We start from the raw sequence: 23,292 nt of genomic DNA on the forward strand, positions 1-23,292 counted from the left end.
AGCCGGCGGATCCGTCGTCTCGGAACGTTTTTCAGGTCCGGTCACACACCGTTTATATGGTAACCAACGGTTCGGAACCCTTCTCGGAGAAGCTTCGTGTCCCGGAAGCGCTCACGTTCGACGACGTGTTGCTCCGGCCGAAGGAGAGCCGGGTCGAACCCGACGAGGCCGACACCACGACCCGCGTCTCACGGTCGGTCGAACTCACCGTCCCAGTGCTCTCGGCGGCGATGGACACCGTCACCGAGAGCGACCTGGCGATCGCGATGGCACGTCAGGGTGGGCTCGGGGTGCTCCATCGGAACATGGACGTCGAGGAAGTCGCCGCGGAGGTCGAACGTGTCAAGCGCGCCGACGAACTCGTGATCCGCGAGGTCGTGACCGCGAGCCCCGACCAGACCGTACGGGAGGTCGACGAGATGATGGAGGCCGAAGGGGTGAGCGGCGCGCCCGTCGTGAACGACGCGGACGAGGTCCTCGGGATCATCTCCGCGACCGACATCCGGCCCTATCTCGAGGTCCGCGACCGCGACGAGGTCCGCGAGGCGATGACCGACGAGGTGATCACGGCTCCCGCGAACGTCGACGCACGCGAGGCGCTCGAACTCATGTACGAGCACAAGATCGAGCGCGTGCCGGTGGTCGACGAGGAGAACCGGTTGAGCGGGCTGGTGACGATGCAGGGTATCCTCCAGCGTCGGGAGTACGACTCGGCCGCCCGCGACGATACGGGTCGACTCCGGGTGGGAGTCGCCGTCGGGCCGTTCGAGACCGACCGCGCGGCGGCGGTCGACGAGGCGGGCGCGGACGTGCTCTTCATCGACTGCGCGCACGCCCACAACCGCAACGTCATCGATTCGGCACGGGAGTTGGCGGCGGGCGTCGAGGCCGACGTGGTGGTCGGCAACGTCGGCACCCGCGAGGCCGCAGCGGAACTCGTGGAGTTCGCCGACGGGATCAAGGTCGGGATCGGTCCGGGCTCGATCTGCACCACGCGCGTGGTCACTGGCTCGGGAATGCCCCAGATCACCGCCGTCGCGCAGGTCGCGGACGTCGCCAGCGAGCACGACATCCCCGTCATCGCCGACGGCGGGATCCGCTACTCGGGCGACGCCATCAAGGCCATCGCGGCGGGTGCGGACGCAGTCATGTTGGGGTCGTACTTCGCCGGCACCGACGAGGCACCGGGTCGCGTGGTCACGATGAACGGCAAGCGTTACAAACAATATCGCGGGATGGGCTCGGTCGGCGCGATGCAGTCGGGCGACGACGGCAACCGCTACATGAAGGACGTCGAAGCGGACGAGGAGTTCATCCCCGAAGGCGTCGAGGCCGCGACACCGTACAAGGGCAGCGTCGAGAGCGAACTCTTCCAACTGGTGGGCGGGATGCAGAGCGGCATGGGCTACGTCGGGGCCGGCACCATCCCCGAGTTCAAGCAGCGCGCGGAGTTCGTCCGGGTCTCCTCGGCGGGCCAGACCGAGGGCCACGCCCACGACGTGGTGATCACCGACGAAGCGCCGAACTACAGTCCGGATAGCTAGCGACGCCGGGTCGAGGTATTCGCTCCTTTTCGGTTGTAGTGACCATCATTCACCGAACGAGTGAGATTACTTAACCAATAACGGACACACGTCCTTGTGTGTCCGGTGATGGTTCGATGACGGGTTTCGATCGTCTGTTTCGTCGGTTCGTCGGTCTCCTGCGGTCGAATATCGACATCACCCTCACGATTGAAGAGTCAGCAAACAGGGATCGATTCGTGGTCAGTACAGTAGATGAGGAGTGTACGACCGATCCCATCGTTCTCGACGATGCTTGTGCTGAGGCTCGCATAGTGCTCGACCATCAGATCGACCTGAACAACGATATCGACGACAAGTCGATGCGGACCGCGAGGATAATCGTCGTATCACTCTCGATCGTTGCTGGGATCGGTAGCTCGCGTTCCGCCGCTGACCTCACGAACCTGCTGAACGGGCTCATGTCCGCTGGTGTTCTGCTGACTGTTCTTTCACTGGTCGTCTTGGTCATCTCCTATTTCGCATCTGACCCGAAATTGGGTCCCAGTTCAGACTATGTTGAAACGAACATCCTGGGTGACGGATTATCGAGACAACAGTATCAGAGAGAACTGCTGGAAGCGTATTCCGTTTGGATAGACCAGACCGGCGACGCCATAGAGCTCAACGGAGCGGTTCTCAGCCTGGGTGAGTCGTTGTTCGCTCTCGGGATCCTCTGTTTCATGGGAGGACTCCTGGAGCGGGTCTGGGAGGTAAGCTTATTACAGTGGTTGTCCTTCCTGTAGATATGGGTCGAAGCGAACGACAGGAGGACGAGCGCCGAAAGCGGCGGCGCGCAGAACTCTCGGAACAAGGGCAGGGCGGAGCGAAAGGGCCGAGGGCCTTCTCGACGGTAGCCGAACTCATAACGCTGCGCGGTTTCTGGAAGTAACAGCCGACTCTCTCGACACGATATGTGGTTGGCGTCCGGTTGTCCACGGCTTCGATGACGACGTAGCGTACCAGCTACCGGCCGTCACACCGTTTTAGAAGTCGCGTCGCATCGCGATCTCGAACCAGGGACAGAGATCCAACTGTCGGTACCAGCGCGGGTTCTCGTGGAGGTGTTCGTAGGGCACCCAGAGCAGGCCCCCGACCTCCTCCTCGTCCGGCGCGAGCGAGGTGTCCGTGAGGGTGGCTTTGAGCACCGTGCAGACCTCCCACTCGATACCCTCGTCGTAGTAGTAGCGCTTGTACTCGAAGCGGTCGGTCGTCCGGAGGTCGTCGTACTGGTCGGGCGTGACGCCGAGTTCCTCTTCGAGGCGTTTGCGGGTGGCCTCGACCTGGGTTTCGCCCTCGCGGGGGTGGGAGGCGACGGTGCCGTCCCAGCAGGTGTCCCAGAGGCGTTTCTCGGGGCTGCGCTGGGCGAGCAGGAGGTTCCCAGACCCGTCGAACAGCAGGGCGGTGAAGGCCCGGTGGCGCACCCCGTCGCCGGTGTGGGCGTCGAGACGGTTGACGAGTTCGCTCGGTTCGTCGTTCTCGTCCACCGCGATCACGTCCTGGGCGGCGTTGGGGTGGGCTTCCCCGTCGGCAGCGGCAGCTGGGTCGGCGTCGTCGCCTGTGGCGGGCGTGCTCATGCTCCACCCTCGGCGAGCGCCCTCAAAGCGGCTTCGACTGCCGGCCGTCGGTGGTCCGACGTGGTACCGGTCATTCGACGGCGGGCGGCGTGGGGTCGTACGCCTCGCCGACGCACAGCGTGACCGCGTTGGGGCGGGTTTCGAGGTCGAGTTCGCGCGCCGAGAGCATCTCGCCGTCGAGGCTGAAGGTGCCGGGTTCGCCTCCGTTAACGGACACCGCGAGCTCCGGGGCTTCGAGCCTGGTGATGTTTCCCGTGTCGCTCCCGAGCAGCCGCCGGAGGGTGGCCTCGCCGACGAGCTTGCCCGTCGGCCGGTCCTCGATGACCGTGACCTCGAACTGGCCGTCCTCCATGTTCGCCTGCGTCCGGCCCTCGACCGGGAACCGCCGGCCGTTGCCTACGAGCACGAACGCCGCTTTCCCGGTCCAGGCGGCCTCGTCGTCGGGCGTCTCGATCGAGAGGTCGAGCCCCTCGAAGTCGGCGGCGGTTCGGACCGTGTTGACGACGTAGGCCAGCACGCCAAGCGAGTCCTTCTGGTCGGCGTCGGTCTCGGAGCTCGCGTCGGCGGTCAGCCCCGCGATCGCGGAGTTGACGAACGGCTGCCCGTTCGCCACCCCGAGGTCGATCGCGCGTCGCTCGCCCCCGTCGAGAACCTCGAAACCGTCCGCGATGCTCTCGATCCCGACGTTCCCCGCGAAGTTGTTGCCGGTTCCCGTCGGGACCACGGCGACCGTCGTCGAATCGAGCTTTTCGGCCTCGTAGAGCCCCCGAACCACCTCGTGGAGGGTGCCGTCGCCCCCGCCGGCCGCCACGAGGTCGGCGTCGGTCTCGCGGGCGAACGCGATGGCGTCGCCGCCCTTCTTGGTTTCCCGAACCGTCACGTCGTACTCGTCGGCGAGGTCGTAGACCTCGTCGGTGTGGCTCCCGTTCCCGCTGACCGGGTTGTAGACGAGGACGCGCGAACCGTCGCCGCCGTCGGTACGGACCGCCTTCGGGCGGGCGGAAGAGGTCATGACCCGGCTTGTCAGCGGAACAGCAAAGGCCTGCCGGGACCCTTCACTGACGTGTACCGGATCGACCTCCACGCCCACACCCGATTCTTCCACGGCCACCGTCGGCTCGGCGACGCCTACGACCCGCTCGGGGTTCGCCTGCTGGCGGGGACCGCGCGCGCTCGCGGGCTCGACGGCGTCGCGACCACCAACCACGATTACTGTCGACGGTTCGAGGGGGAGGTAGCCGGCGTGGCGATGATCCCCGGTATCGAGGTCTCGACCAGCCGCGGCCACGTGCTCGTGGTGGGGCCCGACCCGCCCACCGAGACCCGTCCCGGCGAACTCACCCCCGGGGAAACCGTCGACCTGGCTCACGACCGAGGGTGTGCCGCGGTCATCGCCCATCCCTACCGGAACTCGACCGTTCGCGAGGTCGACGCCGACTTCGACGCCATCGAGGTCAACGGCAAACACCCCCGCACCCGCGAGTGGGTCGAGCGCCTCGCCGCCGACCACGGCCTCCCGATGACCGGCGGGAGCGACGCCCACTACCCCGTCGAGGTCGGTCGGGCCTACACCGCGGTCGACGTCGAGGAACCGACCCCCGAGAACGTCGTGCGCGCGATCCGCGAGGGACGGATCGAAGCCCGCGTCGACGACTGGCTCCCCTACCAGCTCATCGGCCGGCTCTACCGCTCGATCCATCAGGGCAAGGACCAGCTCGATGCCCCCGACTGGGCCACCCCCGGCGTCGGCGCGCCGCCGAAAGACGAGTGACGTCGTTTCCAGGCCCGAACCGAACCGAAGACCCCGTTCCGGTGTGTCATCGCTTCGTCGTTGGCTTCGAGATCGAGGTATCACTCGATACACGTCGAAATGGCTTCATATCGACGGGAAAACTTATACCGGACGGTCGGGAGGCTCTCTGTAGAACCGAGTGTGGACGTCCGTTGTCGCTGGTTCGGTCACGACAGGTACACGACCTCGACGGTCGACGGCGACTACGTCGTCTATCGGTGCGAACGGTGTGGGCAGGAGGTCCTCAGGGGGGACGACGAACCGCCGTTCGACGTGTGAACGTACCGACGTGGGTCGGCCCACGGCGGATCGCTCGATGGAGCCGAGAAACATCGTCGGAGGACGTGAGAGCTAAAGCTGAACGGTTGCGGGGATGGAGTTCCGGGCGGAAACCGTTTTGCCCCGGCGGGGATGGAGGGACGTATGGTTCGCGCCGCCATCCAGTTGTACACCGTTCGCGAGGTCGAGCAGCCGCTCCCGGAACTCCTCGAAGGGGTTCACGAGGCCGGTTTCGAGGGCGTGGAGTTCGCCGGTCGGGTCACGGACGCCGACGCCGACCGAGTGCGGGAAACGCTCGACGAAACCGGGCTCGAACCCGTCGCCGCACACGTCGACATCGAGCGCCTCGAAGCCGACCCCGACGGGACCATCGAGTTCTACCGCTCGCTCGGGTGTGAGCACCTCGTCGTTCCGTGGCTCGGTCCGGAAGCGTTCGAGGCGGTCGAGGCCATCGAGGCGACCGCCGACCGGCTCCAGTCGGTCGCCGAGACGGTCGCGGACCACGGCATGACGTTCTCCTATCACAACCACGACCACGAGTTCGTGCGGGTCGAGGGCGAGACGGCGTTCGACCGGCTCGCGGCCGCCACCACCGACCCCGTCGGGTTCGAACTCGACTGTGGCTGGGTCACCGTGGGCGGTGTCGACCCCGTCTCGCTGCTCGACCGCCTCGACGACCGCGTGTCGCTCGTCCACATCTCGGATGCCGACGAGACGGGCTCGCCGACCGAGGTGGGCGAGGGCGTCCTCGACCTCACCGGCTGTCTGGAAGCCGCCACCGACCACGGGATCGAGTGGGCGGTCTACGAGCACGACGACCCCGACGACGCGATGGCATCGGCCAGCCACGGAGCCGAGGTTCTGGGTCGGTTCTGATCCGCCGACGACCGACGTACCGTCGTCCGAGCCACCGCATCGAACCCGAACGTTCTTCGGCCGACCCGCTGACTGGCAGCCATGGCGGACCACGACCCGGATCCCGAGACGAACGACGGGGGTACGGATACCGAAGTCATCGCGGCGTACGGTTCGGTCACCGGCGAGGGGCCGCTGTGGCATCCCGACGAACAGCGCCTCTACTGGGTCGACATCCCGGAAGGGAAGCTCTATCGCTACGACCCCGCCACCGACACCCACGAGCAGTGTCACGACGGTCGTCCAATCGGCGGGTTCACGTTCGAGGCCGACGGCGCGTTGCTCCTCTTTCGGGACCGAGGAACGGTGACGCGCTGGGCGGACGGCGAGACGCGAACGGTCGTCGAGGAGATCCCGGCCGAACGCGACACCCGATTCAACGACGTCGTGGCCGACCCGAGAGGCCGTGTGTTTGCGGGCACGATGCCGACCGAGGACCGCCTCGGCCGGCTCTATCGCTTCGACCCCGACGGGAGCTACACTTTGGTCGAGGACGACCTCGACATCCCGAACGGGATGGGCTTCACCCCCGACCGAACCGCGATGTACTTCTCGGTCTCCGAGGAGTACCGCGTCTATCGCTACGACTACGACGAATCCAGTGGGGTGCTGGCGAACCGGACGACGTTCCTCGACCTCGACGGCCCCGCGATATCCGACGGGCTGACGGTGGACAGCGAAGGATTCGTCTGGGTGGCTCGGTGGAACGGGGGTCGGGTCGAGCGCTACACGCCCGATGGCGAGCTCGTACGAACGACCGAGGTGCCCGCCGAGCGCCCGTCGAGCGTGGCGTTCGGCGGCCCGGACTACGAGGACCTCTACATCACCTCCGCCCGCGGCGAGGGCGTCGAGGAGTACGGCGACCTCGCGGGCGCGCTGTTCCGGACCCATCCCGAGATCGGTGGTCGACCGGAGTTCCGCTCGCGGGTCGCGACCGAGGAGTGATCTCGGGGGACCACTCGATCCACCTCACCCGAAGCGGACTCGTGAAACGATACGCGACCGACGTCCGCGACGGTGTGCTGTACGTCGAGACCGACGACGACCGGCTCGACACTGATTCCGAGGAGAGGCTCACGTTCGACGTGCGCGAGACGATACGACGTAGCTCTGTACACCGTCGGCCTCGAATTGGACCTGCACGATGTGTGGGTCGCCGCGGTCGTCGCTCGGCAGTGCGACTACTGTCCCGGCAGCCACGGCCACTCCAACGACGAACACGACGGCGGCGTCGATCCCGACGCGTCCGATCGAGAGGTCGAGAGCGCGTTTCGCCAGCTCGCGAAGGAACTCGCGCCCTCGTCGACGGGTCGGGAGAGGAGTTCGAGCGCAAGGCCCGGAAGGTGATGTGCGGTGGGCGATGCAGGGCCGGCAGATAGCAAGCACGACCGTCTTGCACAGAGTGACCGTATCGACATCCCACGTGACCCTGCTATCCTCCACAGCCTTTGGTGGCGTCGTCGGAGTCATTCTATACACCCTCGTTGGCGGGGTGATCTTCGAGCTCCCAGGAACGCTCACTGCGTTTGCTATCACTCTACTCGTCGGCGTCCTCCTCGGTGCTGTCCATTATTTTTCCGACTAGCCCTTTTCCGACCACGGAACCGGCGACCACCCGCCTGCCCGCGCGGTCGCGGCGGTCGTCCATCGGAGAGGGCTCGACATCAGCGAACTGCATAGTTCGGAAGTGTGCTTTCACGATGGAAGGGTCGAGGTCGTGGTCCGACGGTGCTGAGTTCGCGCGCAGATCCCTCAAGTCCGTGGGGCGAGAGATCCTTTGCATGGACGAAGACGACGACAGACTTCAGACGGAGTTCAAGTGCGATGACTGCGGCGAGACCGTCACTACCGAGGACGACACCCCACCGTTCAGCTGCCCTCATTGCGGTGGAGAACAGGGGTTCACCGCTGTCGAATAACGGGATCGTGGTTCGACGGTAGAACACTCCGACCTCGGCAAGTCGCTCGATTTCGTCCCCGAAGTCGGCGGCGTAGCGCTGGTGGTCGTTGATGTCCACCATCTGCGTGTCCCGTATCGGACAACGGGTTGTGGGATACGGAGACTATATTCGGGCGTCCCAGTACGAGACGGAGGCCACGTGGTCGCCCGCCGGCGACCCCATGATGGAGGTGTCGAAGTCGCGGAGGGCGGTCGCCACCCCGTCGGGGAGCTGTCGATACAGCCCGTACGGGAAGACGAAGTCGTGTTCCTCGTGGGCCAGTCGGAGGCCCGCGCCGTTGAGGAGGCGCTCGACTTCCACCCGGGAGTAGAGCCGCGACCCCATCGGGAGGAGCCAGTTGTAGATGCTCCGGGTGCTGAACCGGCGGAAGGTGTCGAAGACCACCTGGTCGCGCGCGACCCGGCGCATCTCGGCGAGGAAGGACGCCGGGGTGTCGGCGAGGTGGAAGAATCGCATCGCCACCACCGTCTCGAAGTGGTCGTCGGGGAACGGGAGTCGGGCGGCGTCCCCGCGCATGAATTCGAGGTGGTCGGCGACGTCCGCCGCGTGGGCCTTCTTCCGTCCCTCCTGGAGCATCGCGGGCGAGATGTCGAGCCCCACGATGTCGGCACCCCGCCGGGCGAGCATCGTGGTGAACCGACCGGTCCCGCAGGCGATCTCAAGGATGTGTTTTCCCTCGACCGGGCCGACCGCCGAGAGCACGGCCTCCTTTTCGCGCTCGTCGATGAGCTGACCGCCGTCCGAGAACCGCTTGTCCTCGTAGGCTTCGGCGACCTCGGCGGTCTGGTACCATTCCTGTCCCTTCACTATCGACGTATTCGCCCGCCGGGGGATAAAACCGTACTGGATGCGTGTGCCGACTACCCCTCGCCCACCGCGACGTCGTCCGGGCGGATCCGGAGTATCACTCGCGGTGACTCCTCCTCGTCGAGGTCGGGATACTCCTCGACACCCATGTAGCGCTGTGCGAGTTCGTTGATGTGTTCGACCGCCCCCTCCTCGGTGAGTTCGTCGACTTCGCCCTGCACCGAGACGAACCGATACGGGTTGTCCGGGTCGACCATCGACACCCCGACCTTCGGTTCGTTGCGCACGTTTCGCTCCTTGCGCCGCCCGCGTGCGGTGTTCACGAGCACCCGGTCGTCCTCGGGATCGTAGTCGACCCAGACGGGGGTCACTTGTGGGGTGCCATCGGGCATGACCGTCGCGAAGTGCGCGAAGGTCTCCCGGTCGAACAGGTCGTGAAACGCGTCGGGGATCGACGACATACGACCCGTCCGACCCCACGGAAAAAAGCGGTTGCGGCGGCGATGTATTATGGATGCCCGTGAAACATTATGACTTCATACAGTACAGCCACATACATGGGCAAGTTTTACCAGCGGTCTCGGCAGAACTGAACGTATGAGCACCACGTCCAACCGGTCAGACGCCGACGACCCGCTCTCACAGACCGAGTTCCGCGACCGGCTCCGCGAACTCCCCCCGAGCGCGAAGCTGGTCGCGAAGGTCCTCGAAACCGAGACCCCGCTCTCGCAGGGACAGCTCGCCGAGGAGTCGCTGCTTCCGGACCGAACCGTTCGGTACGCGCTCAACCGGCTCGAAGAGGACGACCTCGTCGGCTCGCGCTACAGCTTCCGCGACGCCAGAAAGCAGGTCTACTTCCTCAACCAGTAGTCGAATCCGTTTTCGCTCGTCGTCGTTTTCTACTACGAATGACGGCCCCCACGCGAGTCCCGGTTCCCGTCGAGACCGCCGCCCCCGGCGGCGAAACCAATGCCTACGTTCTCGGCGAAGAACGAACACTCCTCGTCGACCCCGCGGCCGCCACGCCCGCACTCGACGAGGCCCTCGGTGGTCGTGCCCCCCACAATCTCCTCGTCACTCACACCCACCCCGACCACGTGGGTGGCGTCGCCGCCTACGCCGACGACGCGACGGTCTGGGCACGCGCCGGTTACGTCGAGCGCTTCGAGCGCGCGACCGGCGTGACGCCCGACCGCGTCGTCCGGCCGGGAACGACCATCGAGACCGACGCCGGCACGGTCGAGGTGGATTCGATGCCCGGTCACGCCCCCGACCACCTCGTGCTCGCGGTCGACGGCGACCGCCTCGTGGGCGACCTCGCGGTCGCGACGGGAAGCGTCGTGGTGGGCCGCGACGACGGGGACATGCGGGCGTACCTCACCGCGCTTCGACGGCTCCACGCCCGGGATCCGGACCGGCTCTATCCGGGCCACGGCCCGGTCATCGACGACCCACGGACCACCCTCGAACGACTGATCCGCCATCGGCTCCAGCGCGAAAAGCGGGTACAGCAGGCGGTCAGTTCGGGGGCGCGGACGCTCGACGAGGTCACGGACGCCGTCTACGAGAAGGACATCTCGGACGTGCGTCGGCTCGCCGAGGAGACGGTCGGAGCCCACCTCGAAAAGCTCGCGGTCGAAGGAGCCCTCGCGTGGGACGGGGAACGCGCAAACGCGCGATAAGAAGTTGGCACCGGTTCGGAGTCGGTCGGGCGGTCGCTACTTGATGAACTCGTTGTTGCGCCAGTCGACACCCTTGCTCGCCGCCGGGCCCTCGGTCGGGTCCTCGACGACTTCGAGCGAGGCGGGTCGCTCCTCGCCGTCGACGATCCGCGTCGCCTTGAGTTCGCCGTTCCGGGCGGCGATCGCCGTGAGGGTGCCCTTCTCGGCGATCCGCGCGATCTCACAGAGCACCTCGAACATCGGGTACTGGACTGCGGTGTTCTGGAGGACGGTCTCGCGGTCGCCCTTGAAACAGGCGTACTCGACGAGTTCGGAGGGCGGGAGTTCGTCCTCCTCGCCGGGCGCGCTCCCCCATCGGGGGCCGCCGGCGGGCGGTTTCTGCTCTTCGAGCGGCTCCTCGTAGACCCGGTTCTCGGTCACGCTGGCCTTCAACTGGGCCGTCGGGGTGTACTTGCTGATGGTGTCGTCGGCGGCGACGGCGCTGACGATCAGCGTGTTGTTTCGGCGGGTGAAGTCGATGGAGTCGATCTCCTCGGGGAGGTCGGGGTTGTCGAGGAAGTCGTGGACGTCTTCGAGGGGCAGTTCGAGCGTCGAGTGGAGTTGGAATACACAGTCATCGGTCATGCTATCACCGGCAGTCGGGCCTGCTGCCGACGGTGCCCGTCTATCCTTGCATACGCATCCCGCACATATATTCCCTGTCCTTCGCGCCCTCGGCGGGCGCGGGTCACTCGCCGGCCAGCGTGGGTTCGAGCTCGCCACGCTGGTCGAGTTCGGCGAGCACGTCGCTGCCGCCGATGAACTCACCGTCGACATAGGCTTGGGGCGTCGTCGTCCACCCGCTGTGGGCTTCGAGCGCCGTCCGATATTCGTCGATCGATTCGAGCACGTCGACGGTCTCGAACTCGTCGCGGTACTGGCTCATGAGCGTGACCGCGCGGTCGGAGTAGCCACACTGGGGCATGAGCTCGTTGCCTTTCATGAACAGCACCACGTCGTTCTCGTCGATGGCGCTGTCGACCCGTTCGGTGACCTCGTCCTGGCTGAGACCGGTCGGGGGTTGGAACGTCACACGGACGTATAGGGCTCGCGCGGACAAAGATGTTGTGCCGCCCCGCCTGCGACGTCGCGGTCGAAAGTCGCCTACTCGGCCGTCCCGCCGTCCGCGTCGTTACGCTCGCGAAGCGCCTTCTCGTCGGTCTTCCCGGTGTCCGTCTGGGGGACGTTCTCGACGACCTCCACCTCGGCGGGGTCGGCGTCGCGCGCGACCCGGCTATCGAGATACTCGACCACGTCCCCGGGGGCGAGGTCGCCATCGTAGTCGGGATCGGGTTCGATGTAGACCCTCACACGCTCGCTACCCGGCCGTTCGGGGTCCGGTACCCTGGTCGTCGCCGGTCGCGAGTCTCCGGACGGCCGCGGTGGCCCGGTTCAGTCGTCCGCTGGGGTGGTGGTCGTGGTGTCGTCCTCGATGCTCGACGGGTACTGCCCGCGGTCGATCGTGAGGTCCGAGAGCGGCCGCGCCATGCAGGTCAGGGCGTACTCCTCGGCTTCCTCCCCGGTGAGCCCGCGGGCGGCGGGCTGGGTCACCTCGCCCTCGACGATCTTCGCCGAACACGCGAGACACATCCCGACCCGACACGAGTACTCCTGGGCCAGCCCCTCCTCGATGCAGCGGCTCAGGATCGTCTGTTTGTCCGAGACGGTGATGGTTTCGTCGGTGGTCACGAACTCGACGGTGTACTCGGCCATGGCCCCCAAACACGGACCCGGGTGAAATCAGTTGCTGTCGGTCGGCGGTCGCTTTGGAGAAGAGTTTTCCACCCTCCCCGCCACCACCCGGGCATGACCACCTACGAACCCGATGTCGCCGTCGTCGGCGCGGGGACCGGCGGGTGTTACGCCGCGGCGACCATCGCACGGGCTGGCTACGACGTCACCATCGCCGAACGCAAGACCGCGGAGGAAGCCGGCCACATCGCCTGTGGCGACGCTCTGAAGGGCGCGGACGCCTTCCCCGAGGCGATCCCCAAGTCCCAGCTCGAACCCGCGATCACGAACACCGTGGTCGACCACGGTCGATTCGAGATCCCCCAGGAGGACGCCGTCCTCGACATCCCCGTCCCGGGCGAACTCGGTGTCATCGACCGCCTGAAGTTCGGGAAACTCCTCATCGAGGGCGCGGAGGACGCCGGCGTCGAGTTCCACTACGACACGGTCGTGAACGAGGTCCACCAGGACGCCGACGGTCGCGTGACCGGCCTCGCGGGCAGACGGCAGGGTGAGGCGGTCGAGTACGACCCCGAACTCGTGATCGACGCCGCGGGCGCGCTCTCGTTGCTCCAGGACAAGGCCGACCTCTCGGCGGGGACCTTCGATACCGACGTCAACTACTCGCAGTTCTCCTCGGCCTACCGCGAGGTCGTGGAGGTCGACGAACCCGTCGAGTGGGACGACGCGCTGGTGTTCAAACCCACCGAACGCGCCGCGGGCTACCTCTGGTACTTCCCGCGGACGAGCACCGAGATCAACGTCGGGCTCGGTTTCCAGATGACCGAGGAGCCGATGAAACTGGTCGAGTCGCTGAAACGCGACCTCCGCGACCGCCCCGAGTTCAAGGGCGCGACGGTCAAGGACAAACTCGGCGCGGCGCTCCCGACCCGCCGACCCTACGACTCGGCGGTCGCCCCCGGCTTCATCGCGGTCGGCGACGCCGCGGGTCACGTCAACCCCACGACCGGCGGCGGGATCGCGGGCGCGGCCTACGGCGGGGAGTACGCCGCCGAGGCGGCGATCGGGGCCATCGAGGACGGCGACACGAGCGAGGAGGCCCTCTGGGAGTACAACGAGCGCGTCATGGACCACTTCGGCGGCCGCTACGCGGGGCTCGACATCTACAACATCTTCGTCGGCGCGGTGGGGATGAACAACCTGACGGGCCTGCTCGCGTCCCTCCCGGCCGAGAAGCTCTCCGACGCGCTCTACTCCGGGAGCGCCGACATCGGCCTGCCGCTCGCGCTCCGCACGGCGGTCAAGAGCTTCGGTCACTGGGGGACGGTGCTCGACCTCTACAAGACCAAGACCCAGGCCGACCGCCTCCTCGACCACTACGACGACTATCCAGACGACCCGGAGGCGTTCGAGGCCTGGCAGGCCCAGCGCGACGGTCTGATGGACGTCATCTACGCGACGGCGGGTGCCGAGGCGAAGTACTGAGTTATCGCAGGCCACACGGTAGCGGACCGCCGGCCTACCACTCCGTCTCGAACGTCATCGTCTCCCCGCCGCCGGTCGCGGCTTCGTACTCCCCCCGAAGGATCGTGAACCGATGCTGGTCGGTCACGGTGCCGTCGGGTCGTGACGAGTGCTGGCGCAGCAGTCCTTCGTGCCGACCTCCGTACTTGGAGACGTACTTTTCGATCATCCGCCGGGATGGACGGTTGTCGGCGGCACACGTCGTGTAGTAGGCATCGAGGTCGTAGCGCTCGAAGGTGAGTTCGACGAACACCGACGCGCGTTCGAGGCCGTACTCCCGTCCCCAGTAGCGCTCCGCGAGTACGATGCCCGACCCGGCACGGCGTTCCTCCCACTCGGGACCGTACGCGGTAGTTCCAACGATTTCGTGGTCGTCTTTCGTTCGGAGTAGATACCGAGCTCCCTCACGTTCGGCCCGCTGTCGTTCGGCGCGGTCGATGAACGCCATCAGTTGGTCGAGCCGTCGAAAACGGAACCACGGCATATGGTCGGTTGCCGCGCCTTGCCAGTCGTCGCGGGTGACGAACGTGTAGAGCTCGAAGGGGTCGACGGTATCGTGGTCGAACCGTTCGAAGACCAGTCTCTCCGTCTCGATTCGCGTCGGGAAGAGTGTTGGTGTCATGACTACTCGACCGCGTGACATCGGAGACCGTCGACGACGTCAATCGAGCTGTTCGGCCGCGTCGCGCTCGACGAGCGGCGTGGCGTTGACCTCGGGGAGGGTGACGACGTCCTCGGCCGAGAGGTGGTAGGTCTGTTCGTCGACGCCGAAGACCTCGCCGACGTCCTGGGTGATCCGGACGGTCGTCCGGTCGGTGTCCGGGTTCGGCGTCTCCCCGCCGGCATCGTCCGCGCCGGCCGGCGCGCGGTCCGCGGCGGCCGACGTCTCGCCCGATCCGGTAGTGGATTGCGGTGACTGTCCACCCATCGCGTCCGCCACGCTGACGCCTTCTTCCGCCGTCGCGGTCCCTCCACCGATCCCGTCTCCGGCGGGTTCGTTTTCACCCGGTCCGTTCTCGGCTGGCTCGGCCCCCACGTCCACGGAGTCCGTGGCTTCTGCGGGTTTCGCTTGTTCTGTGGGGCCCGTGGACTCCACCGCTCCGGTCGCGTCCGCCGTATCGGGCGTGCCGCTGGCGGTGGGGTCGCCGTCGGGTTCGGTTGTCGAGGCGGTGACGTCGACCGACCCGCCGGTCGCGCGGTCGCCGGCGAGCACGTCGTCGAGGACGTGCTCGCGGTTCGATTCGATCGCGTTCACGAGGGTTCCGAAGAGGTCGCTTTCCTCGTCGGTGAGGCCATCGGTCTCGGCGGGCATCCCGGCGGCCGCGAGGCTCGCGAGCTTGACGAGTTTACCGACCCGGCGCTCGTAGACCGCCTCGACGGTGTTCTCGGCGGCCTTGATGTCGTCGGTCAGCCGACGGACCTCGGGTGCGTCGAACGGGTCGTCCGACGCCGCGGCGGCGCGTTCGCGCTCGGTTCTGAGTTCGGCGACGAACGAGCCGACGTCGGCGTAGAAGTCGTCGTGGAGATGCTGGAGGCTATCGCGTTGGCGTTCCTTGCTCCGTGCCGACTGGAGGTCCCCGAGATCCATGCTATGCTTCCTCGCCCTTTTCGGCGCGACCGCGTGCCATCAGGAACACGCCCGCGTATTCACGAACTCGATGTGTGCCCGCCGGGAGTGTAAAGCTGTCGCCCCCGAGTTCGACCTGTGATTCCTCCTCGACCTCGACCGATATCTCCTGGTTTCGAAAGGTGTCGGGGACCGCCTCGGTCAGGGGGTCGAACGCCTCGATCGCCTCGCGGTCGAGCCGTCTGACACACAGCCCGCTCCCGCCGTGGAGGCTTCCCGGCAGTCGGATCAGGCGGTTGGTGTCCGTCGTGACGGGTTCGTCGATCGGCGCGTTGTCCGCCGCGACCACTTCGGGGACCAGCTGGCGCGAGAGCGAGTAGAACGCCGGATGGACGTCGATGTTGCCGGTCGCGATCTCGTCGTAGTTCGTGCGGGCGGCCCGGAGCGCGGCCGTCGCCTTCCCCTCCCCGATCCCCTCGAACTCCCGGAGGCGCTCGACCGCCGCCTCGTCGTCCATCTCCACGAGGTCGTCGACGAACGACATGAGCTGTCGGTGGGCGCGCGCGCTCCACCCGCCCTCCGTGCGGAGGGTGCGCTTTCTCGCCGGGCTCGTCCGTCCGGCGGTCCCGCCGACGGCCTCCTCGTGGATCACCCCTTCGAGGTCGAGCCCGATGCCACGGACGTAATCGACGACCTCCCGGCGGGCATCGCTTTCGAGCGCCTGCACCGCCGAGTCGCGGACGTGGACGTGGTAGCCCCGTCCACCGGAGAACACGACCGTGAGGTCCTGGAAGCCGAAGTCGTTCTCCAGAAAGTCGAGCAATCGAAGCAGCGCGGCTTTGCACTTCTCGAGCATTTCCCCATAGCTATCGACGCCGAGTTCGACGGCTGGGAGGTGGTCGGCGTCGAGGTCGAAGACCAGATCGGAGCCGACCCAACCCTTCTCGCTCATCGACCCCGCCGCGGGGTCGTCGTACCGGCCCGCGGAGAAGTAGACGTGGCGCGGGCGTTCACGCGCGAGGAACGCACCGAGGTCGCCGAGGTCGAGCGTCGACCGGTGCCGGACCATCGTGGTTCCGGGCCCCGACGTCCACGGGATGTACCCCCACTCGCGCGCGTCGGCGTCGGGCGGGAGCACCGGCTCCGTCCGGCGGTAGTGGTCCCGGAATCGCCCCCGGAGGTAGGCGCGCGTGCGCTCTTCCATCAGACCCTTTGCTTCGAGAAACACCGGCATAATCCTACCGTCTCGTCACCGTCACGACTTCCGGTGTCGACCCCGCCGGTTCCGTTGCGCACACCGAGTACATCGGTTGTCACATCCTTCCGGCCGAACGCAGATTTTGTCCGGAACAACAAAATTTAACACCGGTTGGCAGCACCATCTTCGCAGGAATGGGTGGACCANTTGCGCACACCGAGTACATCGGTTGTCACATCCTTCCGGCCGAACGCAGATTTTGTCCGGAACAACAAAATTTAACACCGGTTGGCAGCACCATCTTCGCAGGAATGGGTGGACCACACGAGGGGCGCGAGCGGGACGGCGAGCCACGAGCGGGAACCGAACCGAACCTTTCGGAGCGACCGGCGCTCTCACGCCGACGGATGTTACAGCTGAGCTCGCTCGGCATCGCCGGCGGGGTTCTGGCGACGCCGGCGGCCGCACAGTCGCTTTCGCGAACGCTCACCATCGCGAGCAACGGCGGTCGGTTCTCGTATACGGTTTCGGTCTCCGGTGAGCTGGAGAAATCGAGTGCGAACGGTGCGAGCATCGACCCCAACGACACGATCTCGGGGAGCACGGCGACCGGGCAGGGTGGCGGCGGAGGTGTCGATAGCTACGAGTTCTCGGGTGAACTCGTCGTTTTGGATGTCGATGGAGATGCGACAGTGACGCTCAACGGCGACCGGATCGACTCGGACGACTACTTCGACAGCGTAGTGACGATCGAAGATGGGGGATCTGGAGGCGAGTATACGCTGGCGTCAAGCGGGCGGATGAACCGAACAGGGGCGAACGGCGCGTCGATCGACGGCAACGACGACTTAGTGGGTTCGACGGCGATCGGGCAAGTCGATGGCGACGCGGACAGCTACAAGTTCTCGGGCGCACTGGTCGTTCTAAATACCGATGGAGACGTAACGGTAAGGCTCGACGGTAATCGGGTCGACCCGGACGACTACTTCGACAATGTAGTGACGGTCGAGGATGGCGGGTCGGGGAGTGAATACACGCTGGCGTCGAGCGGGCGGATGAACCGAACGGGGNGACAATGTAGTGACGGTCGAGGATGGCGGGTCGGGGAGTGAATACACGCTGGCGTCGAGCGGGCGGATGAACCGAACGGGGGCGAACGGTGCATCAGTCGACAATAACGATAAGCTAGTTAGCTCGACGGCGACCGGACAAGTCGATGGCGACGCGGACAGCTACAAGTTCTCGGGTGCACTGGTCGTTCTCGATATCGAGGGGGATGCGGCGGTGAGACTCAATGGTGATCGAGTCGACCCGGACGACTACTTCGACAATGTAGTGACGGTCGAGGATGGCGGGTCGGGGAGTGAATACACGCTGGCGTCGAGCGGGCGGATGAACCGAACGGGGNGACAATGTAGTGACGGTCGAGGATGGCGGGTCGGGGAGTGAATACACGCTGGCGTCGAGCGGGCGGATGAACCGAACGGGGGCGAACGGCGCGTCGATCGACGGCAACGACGACTTAGTGGGTTCGACGGCGACCGGACAAGTCGATGGCGACGCGGACAGCTACAAGTTCTCGGGCGCACTGGTCGTTCTCGATGTTGATGGTGATGCAACAGTAAGGCTCAACGGTAATCAGGTCGACTCGGATGACTACTACGACAACGTCCTCACGATCGGAGGTCCCGATTCCGACGCGAACTACTCGCTCTCGACTAGTGGAAGACTCAATCGAACCGGCGCGAATGGGGCGACCGTCGATCCGAATGACACTATAAGCGGGACCACCGCAACCGGCCAAGTCCACGGTGGTGTGGATAGCTACAAGTTCGTGGGCGAACTCACTACGATCGAACTGAACGGCAATGCAACCACTCTGTTGAACGGCGAGGCGGTCACCGATTCGAGCCAGTCTCCGGTCCTCGGCATCCACAGCGGCATCAGCGACACGAACTTCGCGACCATCGACCGGATCGAGGAGTGGCAGGACGCACAGTATCCCGTCCAGACGATCTTCATCCCGTGGAACTCGGACGAGGGGCACCTGAACTGGCTGTTCGACTACCTCCTCCCGCGGATATGGGACGCGGGGCGGATCCCGCTCATCACGTGGGAGCCGTACACCCCAGGGGTGAGCGCTGCATCGGTCGACACGCAGGCCATCGTCGAGAATCAGGAGTACAGCGCCTATCTCGAGAGCCTCGATACCACCACGCCGGACGACATCGAGGTCCGGATCGCGAACGGGGAGTACGACGGCTATCTCAAGACGTGGGTCCGGCGGCTCCGACAGTGGCTCGCGGGTCCCGACGGCGAGCAGGGCACCGACGACGACCGCCGGGCGTACATCCGCCTCGCACACGAGATGAACGGCGACTGGTATCCGTGGTCGCCGACGGTCGGGAACTCCTCGGCGTCGAGCTACGTCGAGATGTGGCGGCACGTCCACGACCAGTTCCGGTACTCGGGGATCGACACCGCGAACATCGAGTGGATGTGGTGTGTCAACGCCGAGGACCAGGGCTCGTACACCGCCGAGGAGCTCTATCCCGGCGACGACTACGTCGATTGGCTCTCGGTCGACGGCTATCAGTGGGGGACGAGTCAGGACTGGTCGAGCTGGCGCTCGCCCGAGGCCGTCTTCGGGAACATGCTCGGCCGGGTCCGAAACCTCGCGGACAAACCCGTCTGCATCGCCGAGACCGCGAGCAGTTCGGCAACGAGTTCCGGATCCGATCCCGCCCGGAAGGACGACTGGATACGCAGCGCGTTCGAGTACTTCGACGACGAAGGCGTCGACATGTGGTGCTGGTTCAACGAGGACAAGGAGACCGACTGGGCGATGTTCAACGGCAGGCACGGCACCGAGCGCGTGAGCTACGACGGCGACCGGGTCAACGCCTACACGGCCTATCGAGAGGGTGTCGACTCCTACTCGGGGGCTGGGGCGGCAACCTCGGGCGCGACACCGCTCACGACCACGTCGTTCAACGGCGAATAGTCACGGTATCGGTGAGAAGACGGGGCGGCTCGGGAAACGGGTCTCGTCACACGGGGCTCGGTGGGGGTAACCCTCGTCACGGCCGCCCGGTCGGGTTATTCGGGATCCGGACTTGTGTCTTTTGTCCGGTCGGCGAGCGCCGCGAGTTCGTCGGCACGGTTAGCGATATCGTCCGGGGCGAGCGGTCCGTCCTCGGTGACGACGGTGACGGCGTCGGCCGGGGTGCGGTCGAAGGTCGGGTTCGCGACGTCGATCGCTTCCTCGCCGTCGTAGACCGCTTCGCGAGCCCCTTCCTCGAAGTCGGGATCGGCGTCGAGACCGATCTTGTCGCTCGACGTGACGGCGTAGACGGGGATCCCCTCGTGGGCGGCGGCGAGGGCGAGGCCGCGCGTCCCGACCTTGTTCACGACGCTTCCGTCCGGCAGGACCGCGTCCGCACCGACGAGCACACGGTCGATGGAGCGGGTCGCGAGGAGATGCGGGAGGGCCGCATCGACCGCGAGCGTCACCGAGCGGTCGGCGGCGAGCGCCTGGGCGACGCCGACCCCCTCGCGTGCGGGCCGTGACTCGCCGACGATCACCGGGACGTCCGTGGCCGCGCGGAGCGCGTCGAGCACGGTTCCCGACCGGGAGAGGGTGACCACGGTGCCGGAAAGCAGGGCGGCCGCCTCGCGCGCCGCCGCGGCATCCGCTTCGGACGCCCGTTCGATACCGTCGATGGCTGCTCGTTCGAGCGCTTCGGCCGTCCCGTCGGCGCTCGCCGCAGCCATCGCGCGGTTGACCCGGTTCCGGACGACCGCCATGCTCGGGCGCGCGGCGCGAAGCGCCTCTGCGAGCGCCACGAGGTCGTCCCACGCCGGTTCATCGTTCTGGTCGTCGTCTGCCGTGAGTCCGCCGGCGCGGTCCCGGAGGACGGCGAGGGCGCTGACCGAGAGCCACGCCGAGCCGTGGTCGGTGTCCGCCGCGACCGTTTCGACCGTGGGCGCAACGCGTTCGTAGGCCCGCTGGAGACCTGGGGCCGTCTCGCGCTTTCGGACCTGAGTCGGGGAGACCCACTCGGATTCGACGCCCTCGGCACCGAAATCGACGGCACGCGAATCGCACTCGAACAGGAACGGGAACAGCACGCGAGAACCTTCCCGCCCGTCCTCGGCCGAGAACGGCTCGCCGGTTCGAACGAGCGAGTAGCCGTTCCCCGGCCCGACCACCGACCGGACCGCGTTTCGTGCCTCCCGTTCGGGGTCGTCCGTGACGGTGTCCGAGACCCCATCCCACCGTCCGGGTTCCCCGTTCACCCCACGCGTCCGAATCAGCAGGACCTCGCCACGGTTTCGGAGGAAACAGACGGTGGAACGGTTGGTACGGGCCGACATGGCTTTCCTCCTGGTTCGTGCACGGACGGGGTAAAACGGTCGGGTCGTGTCGGGACCGGTTCGGTTCCGGGATGGACGAGCGGTCGTCGGGAGGTCCCGGCGGGGTACCGGAACCCATGTCGTGCATGGACAGCCTCAAGTCACGGTAGGTCCGACTACGAGCAAGGATGTACGAACACGACGTCATCGTGGTCGGCGCGGGCGGGGCCGGCCTCCGGGCGGCGGTCGCGGCGGACGAGGAGGGTGCGGACGTCGCCCTCGTCTCGAAGCTCCACCCGGTGCGCTCGCACACCGGTGCGGCGGAGGGCGGGATCAACGCCGCGCTTCGGGAGGGCGATTCGTGGGAGTCCCACGCCCAGGACACGATGAAGGGCTCGGATTACCTCGGCGACGCGCCCGCCATCGAGACCCTGGTCCACCAGAGCCCGGACGAGGTGATCCAGCTCGAACACTGGGGGATGGCCTTCTCGCGCGAGGACGACGGCCGGATGAGCCAGCGCCCGTTCGGCGGGCTCTCGTTCCCCCGGACGACCTACGCCGGTGCCGAGACCGGCCACCACCTGCTCCACACGATGTACGAGCAGGTCGTGAAGCGAGGCATCACCGTCTACGACGAGTGGTACGTCTCGAACCTCGCCGTCACCGACCACGACGACCCGGAGGAGCGCGAGTGTCACGGCGTCGTCGCCTACGACATTCAGAACGGGACCATCGACGCGTTCAAGGCCCGAAACGGGGTCATCCTCGCGACGGGCGGCCCGGGTCAGGTCTACGACCACACCACGAACGCCATCGCCAACACCGGCGACGGCCAGGCGATGGCCTACCGCGCGGGCGTCCCGCTCGAAGACATGGAGTTCGTCCAGTTCCACCCCACGACGCTCCCCTCGACCGGGGTGCTGATCACCGAAGGCGTCCGCGGCGAGGGTGGCATCCTCTATAACTCGGAGGGCGAGCGCTTCATGTTCGAGGGGGGCTACGCCAAGAACGTCGGCGAGCTCGCGAGCCGTGACGTGGTCGCACGGGCGGAGCTCGACGAGATCAACGCGGGCCGGGGCTTCGAGGACGACTACGTCCACCTCGACATGCGCCACCTCGGCGAGGAACGGATCACCGACCGGCTAGAGAACATCATCCACCTCTCGGAGGACTTCGAGGGCGTGAATCCCCTGGAGGACCCGATGCGGGTCAAACCGGGCCAGCACTACGAGATGGGCGGCATCGAGGTCGACGAGAACGGCGAGACCTGTATCTCGGGCCTCTACGCATCGGGAGAGTGCGCCTGTGTCTCGGTCCACGGCTCGAACAGACTCGGCGGGAACGCGCTACCCGAACTCATCATCTTCGGCGCGCGCGCGGGCCGTCACGCCGCCGGCAAGGAGATGAAGCCCGCGGAGATCCAGACCGGTCCCTCGGCGAGCATCGGTTCCGGCGAGGTCGACACGCCCGTCTCGCCGGGTGCGGTCGACACGGCCGACGACGACGTGGTGGCGGACGGTGGCACTGCCTCCGACGGCGGCGCGGTCGTCGGCATGGACGAGACCGTCGAGCACGCGCTCGAAACCGAGCGCGCCCGCATCGAGCGCCTGCTCGAGAAAGACGAGGGCGTCCAGCACGCCGAGGTCCGCACCGAACTCCAGAAGTCGATGACGGCGAACGTCAACGTCTTCCGGAACGAGGAGGGCCTGAAGCAGGCGCTCCGTGACATCCGACAGGCCCGCGAGGACTACGAGGACGTCTACGTCAACGACCCCTCGCGGACGTTCAACACCGACCTCCAGCACACCATCGAGACCCGAAACCTCATCGACCTCGCCGAGGCCATCACCCTCGGTGCGCTCGCCCGTACCGAGTTCCGCGGCGCGCACTGGCGTGAGGGCTACCAGGAGCGCGACGACGAGAACTGGATCAAACACACCATGCTCTCGTGGAACGAGGGCTCGCCGAACCTCTACTACGCACCGGTGATCCTCGAAGGCGAGGAGGGCGAGTACGAGCCGGTCGAACGACATTACTAGCCCCCACCTTTTGCTGCGGTCGCTCACTTCGTTCGCTCCCTGGCAAAATGTGGATCAAAAGCCTCCTCCTTCCCGATGGTCAGTCGTCGGCCTGCTCACTCGCGCCTGCGGCCTCGTTCGCGGTACAGTTACTACCAACACCGCAACCGCCACGCACAGCACCGCCGAAGCCCTCGCGCCTCCGGCGCTCACGGGTCGTTCCTCCCCGTTCGCTTCGTGGCCTCCCTCCGGTCGGCCACGCTGCGCTCGCCCTTCATCTACCAGGTTCCGCCACCGCAGCCGCCGACCGTAACCCCCTCCGA

The 23,292-nt window shown here is 66.5% G+C and carries 25 protein-coding genes; 11 read left to right on the forward strand and 14 right to left on the reverse strand.

All coding sequences use genetic code 11. The features are described 5' to 3' along the window. The first annotated feature begins 56 nt into the window (after positions 1 to 56). Together guaB and C447_RS09575 are read left to right on the forward strand one after the other, a co-directional pair. Positions 57 to 1,544: an IMP dehydrogenase gene (guaB, locus tag C447_RS09570; RefSeq protein ID WP_007693305.1), complete on the forward strand. Its 1,488-nt coding sequence runs from the start codon at positions 57 to 59 to the stop codon at positions 1,542 to 1,544. Between the two features lie 98 nt (positions 1,545 to 1,642). Continuing rightward, positions 1,643 to 2,308 carry a hypothetical protein gene (locus C447_RS09575; RefSeq protein WP_239639167.1) on the forward strand — a complete coding sequence of 222 codons (666 nt, stop codon included), beginning with the start codon at positions 1,643 to 1,645 and terminating at the stop codon, positions 2,306 to 2,308. 240 nt (positions 2,309 to 2,548) lie between these two features. Here C447_RS09575 and C447_RS09580 read toward each other — a convergent pair whose 3' ends face one another. Further along, the gene (locus C447_RS09580) at positions 2,549 to 3,139 is read right to left on the reverse strand and encodes an NUDIX hydrolase (protein WP_007693307.1); all 591 of its coding nucleotides are present in this window, start codon (positions 3,137 to 3,139) and stop codon (positions 2,549 to 2,551) included. 70 nt (positions 3,140 to 3,209) lie between these two features. Beyond that, positions 3,210 to 4,151, reverse strand: a complete 942-nt coding sequence (locus tag C447_RS09585) for a diacylglycerol/lipid kinase family protein (protein ID WP_007693308.1) — start codon at positions 4,149 to 4,151, stop codon at positions 3,210 to 3,212. A 51-nt stretch (positions 4,152 to 4,202) separates the two neighbouring features. Here C447_RS09585 and C447_RS09590 point away from each other — a divergent pair, with 51 nt between their 5' ends. The 4 genes from C447_RS09590 to C447_RS09600 all read left to right on the forward strand — a co-directional run bounded on the left by C447_RS09590 (position 4,203) and on the right by C447_RS09600 (position 7,070). Next, a complete protein-coding gene (locus C447_RS09590) occupies positions 4,203 to 4,910 on the forward strand; it encodes a CehA/McbA family metallohydrolase (RefSeq protein WP_007693309.1) in 708 nt (235 codons plus the stop codon). Between the two features lie 162 nt (positions 4,911 to 5,072). Next, positions 5,073 to 5,210, forward strand: coding sequence for a hypothetical protein (locus C447_RS17935; RefSeq protein ID WP_153300709.1), 138 nt, complete (start codon positions 5,073 to 5,075; stop codon positions 5,208 to 5,210). A 144-nt stretch (positions 5,211 to 5,354) separates the two neighbouring features. Continuing rightward, the gene (locus C447_RS09595) at positions 5,355 to 6,086 is read left to right on the forward strand and encodes a sugar phosphate isomerase/epimerase family protein (RefSeq protein ID WP_029601957.1); all 732 of its coding nucleotides are present in this window, start codon (positions 5,355 to 5,357) and stop codon (positions 6,084 to 6,086) included. Positions 6,087 to 6,167: 81 nt separating this feature from the next. Next, a complete protein-coding gene (locus tag C447_RS09600) occupies positions 6,168 to 7,070 on the forward strand; it encodes an SMP-30/gluconolactonase/LRE family protein (protein WP_007693311.1) in 903 nt (300 codons plus the stop codon). Between the two features lie 129 nt (positions 7,071 to 7,199). Here C447_RS09600 and C447_RS18330 read toward each other — a convergent pair whose 3' ends face one another. From C447_RS18330 to C447_RS09620, 4 genes are all read right to left on the reverse strand, one after another. After that, positions 7,200 to 7,595 carry a hypothetical protein gene (locus C447_RS18330; protein ID WP_193361381.1) on the reverse strand — a complete coding sequence of 132 codons (396 nt, stop codon included), beginning with the start codon at positions 7,593 to 7,595 and terminating at the stop codon, positions 7,200 to 7,202. A 194-nt stretch (positions 7,596 to 7,789) separates the two neighbouring features. Further along, positions 7,790 to 8,146, reverse strand: coding sequence for a hypothetical protein (locus C447_RS18335; protein WP_193361380.1), 357 nt, complete (start codon positions 8,144 to 8,146; stop codon positions 7,790 to 7,792). A 42-nt stretch (positions 8,147 to 8,188) separates the two neighbouring features. Then, a complete protein-coding gene (locus C447_RS09615; protein ID WP_007693314.1) occupies positions 8,189 to 8,893 on the reverse strand; it encodes a class I SAM-dependent methyltransferase in 705 nt (234 codons plus the stop codon). 53 nt (positions 8,894 to 8,946) lie between these two features. Next, positions 8,947 to 9,354 (reverse strand): pyridoxamine 5'-phosphate oxidase family protein, encoded by a 408-nt coding sequence (locus tag C447_RS09620; RefSeq protein ID WP_007693316.1) that lies wholly within the window; start codon positions 9,352 to 9,354, stop codon positions 8,947 to 8,949. Between the two features lie 136 nt (positions 9,355 to 9,490). Here C447_RS09620 and C447_RS09625 point away from each other — a divergent pair, with 136 nt between their 5' ends. Together C447_RS09625 and C447_RS09630 are read left to right on the forward strand one after the other, a co-directional pair. Beyond that, positions 9,491 to 9,763, forward strand: a complete 273-nt coding sequence (locus C447_RS09625; protein ID WP_007693318.1) for a MarR family transcriptional regulator — start codon at positions 9,491 to 9,493, stop codon at positions 9,761 to 9,763. Between the two features lie 38 nt (positions 9,764 to 9,801). Then, a complete protein-coding gene (locus C447_RS09630; protein WP_007693321.1) occupies positions 9,802 to 10,575 on the forward strand; it encodes an MBL fold metallo-hydrolase in 774 nt (257 codons plus the stop codon). A 36-nt stretch (positions 10,576 to 10,611) separates the two neighbouring features. Here C447_RS09630 and C447_RS09635 read toward each other — a convergent pair whose 3' ends face one another. The 4 genes from C447_RS09635 to C447_RS09650 form a co-directional block, all read right to left on the reverse strand. Further along, positions 10,612 to 11,199 (reverse strand): DUF7110 family protein, encoded by a 588-nt coding sequence (locus tag C447_RS09635; RefSeq protein ID WP_007693322.1) that lies wholly within the window; start codon positions 11,197 to 11,199, stop codon positions 10,612 to 10,614. A gap of 103 nt (positions 11,200 to 11,302) precedes the next feature. Further along, on the reverse strand, positions 11,303 to 11,647 hold the full coding sequence (locus tag C447_RS09640) for a glutaredoxin family protein (RefSeq protein ID WP_007693324.1): 345 nt from the start codon (positions 11,645 to 11,647) through the stop codon (positions 11,303 to 11,305). 71 nt (positions 11,648 to 11,718) lie between these two features. Continuing rightward, on the reverse strand, positions 11,719 to 11,925 hold the full coding sequence (locus C447_RS09645) for a hypothetical protein (RefSeq protein WP_007693326.1): 207 nt from the start codon (positions 11,923 to 11,925) through the stop codon (positions 11,719 to 11,721). Between the two features lie 81 nt (positions 11,926 to 12,006). Continuing rightward, complete coding sequence (locus C447_RS09650) at positions 12,007 to 12,327, reverse strand: 2Fe-2S iron-sulfur cluster-binding protein (protein ID WP_007693328.1); 321 nt, start codon at positions 12,325 to 12,327, stop codon at positions 12,007 to 12,009. A gap of 93 nt (positions 12,328 to 12,420) precedes the next feature. Between C447_RS09650 and C447_RS09655 the strand changes: the two genes are divergently transcribed. Further along, positions 12,421 to 13,791: a geranylgeranyl reductase family protein gene (locus C447_RS09655; RefSeq protein WP_007693330.1), complete on the forward strand. Its 1,371-nt coding sequence runs from the start codon at positions 12,421 to 12,423 to the stop codon at positions 13,789 to 13,791. A gap of 34 nt (positions 13,792 to 13,825) precedes the next feature. Here the strand turns inward: C447_RS09655 and C447_RS09660 are convergent, their stop codons facing one another. From C447_RS09660 to priS, 3 genes are read right to left on the reverse strand one after another with little or no spacing between them, the layout of a single operon-like run. Further along, entirely contained in the window at positions 13,826 to 14,452 is a 627-nt protein-coding gene (locus C447_RS09660) for a GNAT family N-acetyltransferase (protein WP_007693332.1), read from the reverse strand. Positions 14,453 to 14,491: 39 nt separating this feature from the next. Next, positions 14,492 to 15,418 (reverse strand): hypothetical protein, encoded by a 927-nt coding sequence (locus C447_RS09665; RefSeq protein WP_007693334.1) that lies wholly within the window; start codon positions 15,416 to 15,418, stop codon positions 14,492 to 14,494. A gap of 1 nt (position 15,419) precedes the next feature. Beyond that, a complete protein-coding gene (priS, locus tag C447_RS09670) occupies positions 15,420 to 16,601 on the reverse strand; it encodes a DNA primase small subunit PriS (RefSeq protein WP_007693336.1) in 1,182 nt (393 codons plus the stop codon). Between the two features lie 1,411 nt (positions 16,602 to 18,012). Here priS and C447_RS09685 point away from each other — a divergent pair. Beyond that, entirely contained in the window at positions 18,013 to 19,599 is a 1,587-nt protein-coding gene (locus C447_RS09685; protein ID WP_007693341.1) for a glycoside hydrolase family 26 protein, read from the forward strand. A gap of 95 nt (positions 19,600 to 19,694) precedes the next feature. On the opposite strand, the gene C447_RS09690 is transcribed toward C447_RS09685, so the two are convergent. After that, the gene (locus tag C447_RS09690) at positions 19,695 to 20,972 is read right to left on the reverse strand and encodes an initiation factor 2B-related protein (protein WP_007693343.1); all 1,278 of its coding nucleotides are present in this window, start codon (positions 20,970 to 20,972) and stop codon (positions 19,695 to 19,697) included. A gap of 167 nt (positions 20,973 to 21,139) precedes the next feature. On the opposite strand from C447_RS09690, the gene C447_RS09695 reads away from it, so the two are divergent. After that, positions 21,140 to 22,990, forward strand: a complete 1,851-nt coding sequence (locus C447_RS09695) for an FAD-binding protein (protein ID WP_007693345.1) — start codon at positions 21,140 to 21,142, stop codon at positions 22,988 to 22,990. Positions 22,991 to 23,292: the final 302 nt, after the last annotated feature.

The organism is Halococcus hamelinensis 100A6 (assembly GCF_000336675.1).
Taxonomy (GTDB): Archaea; Halobacteriota; Halobacteria; order Halobacteriales; family Halococcaceae; genus Halococcus; species Halococcus hamelinensis.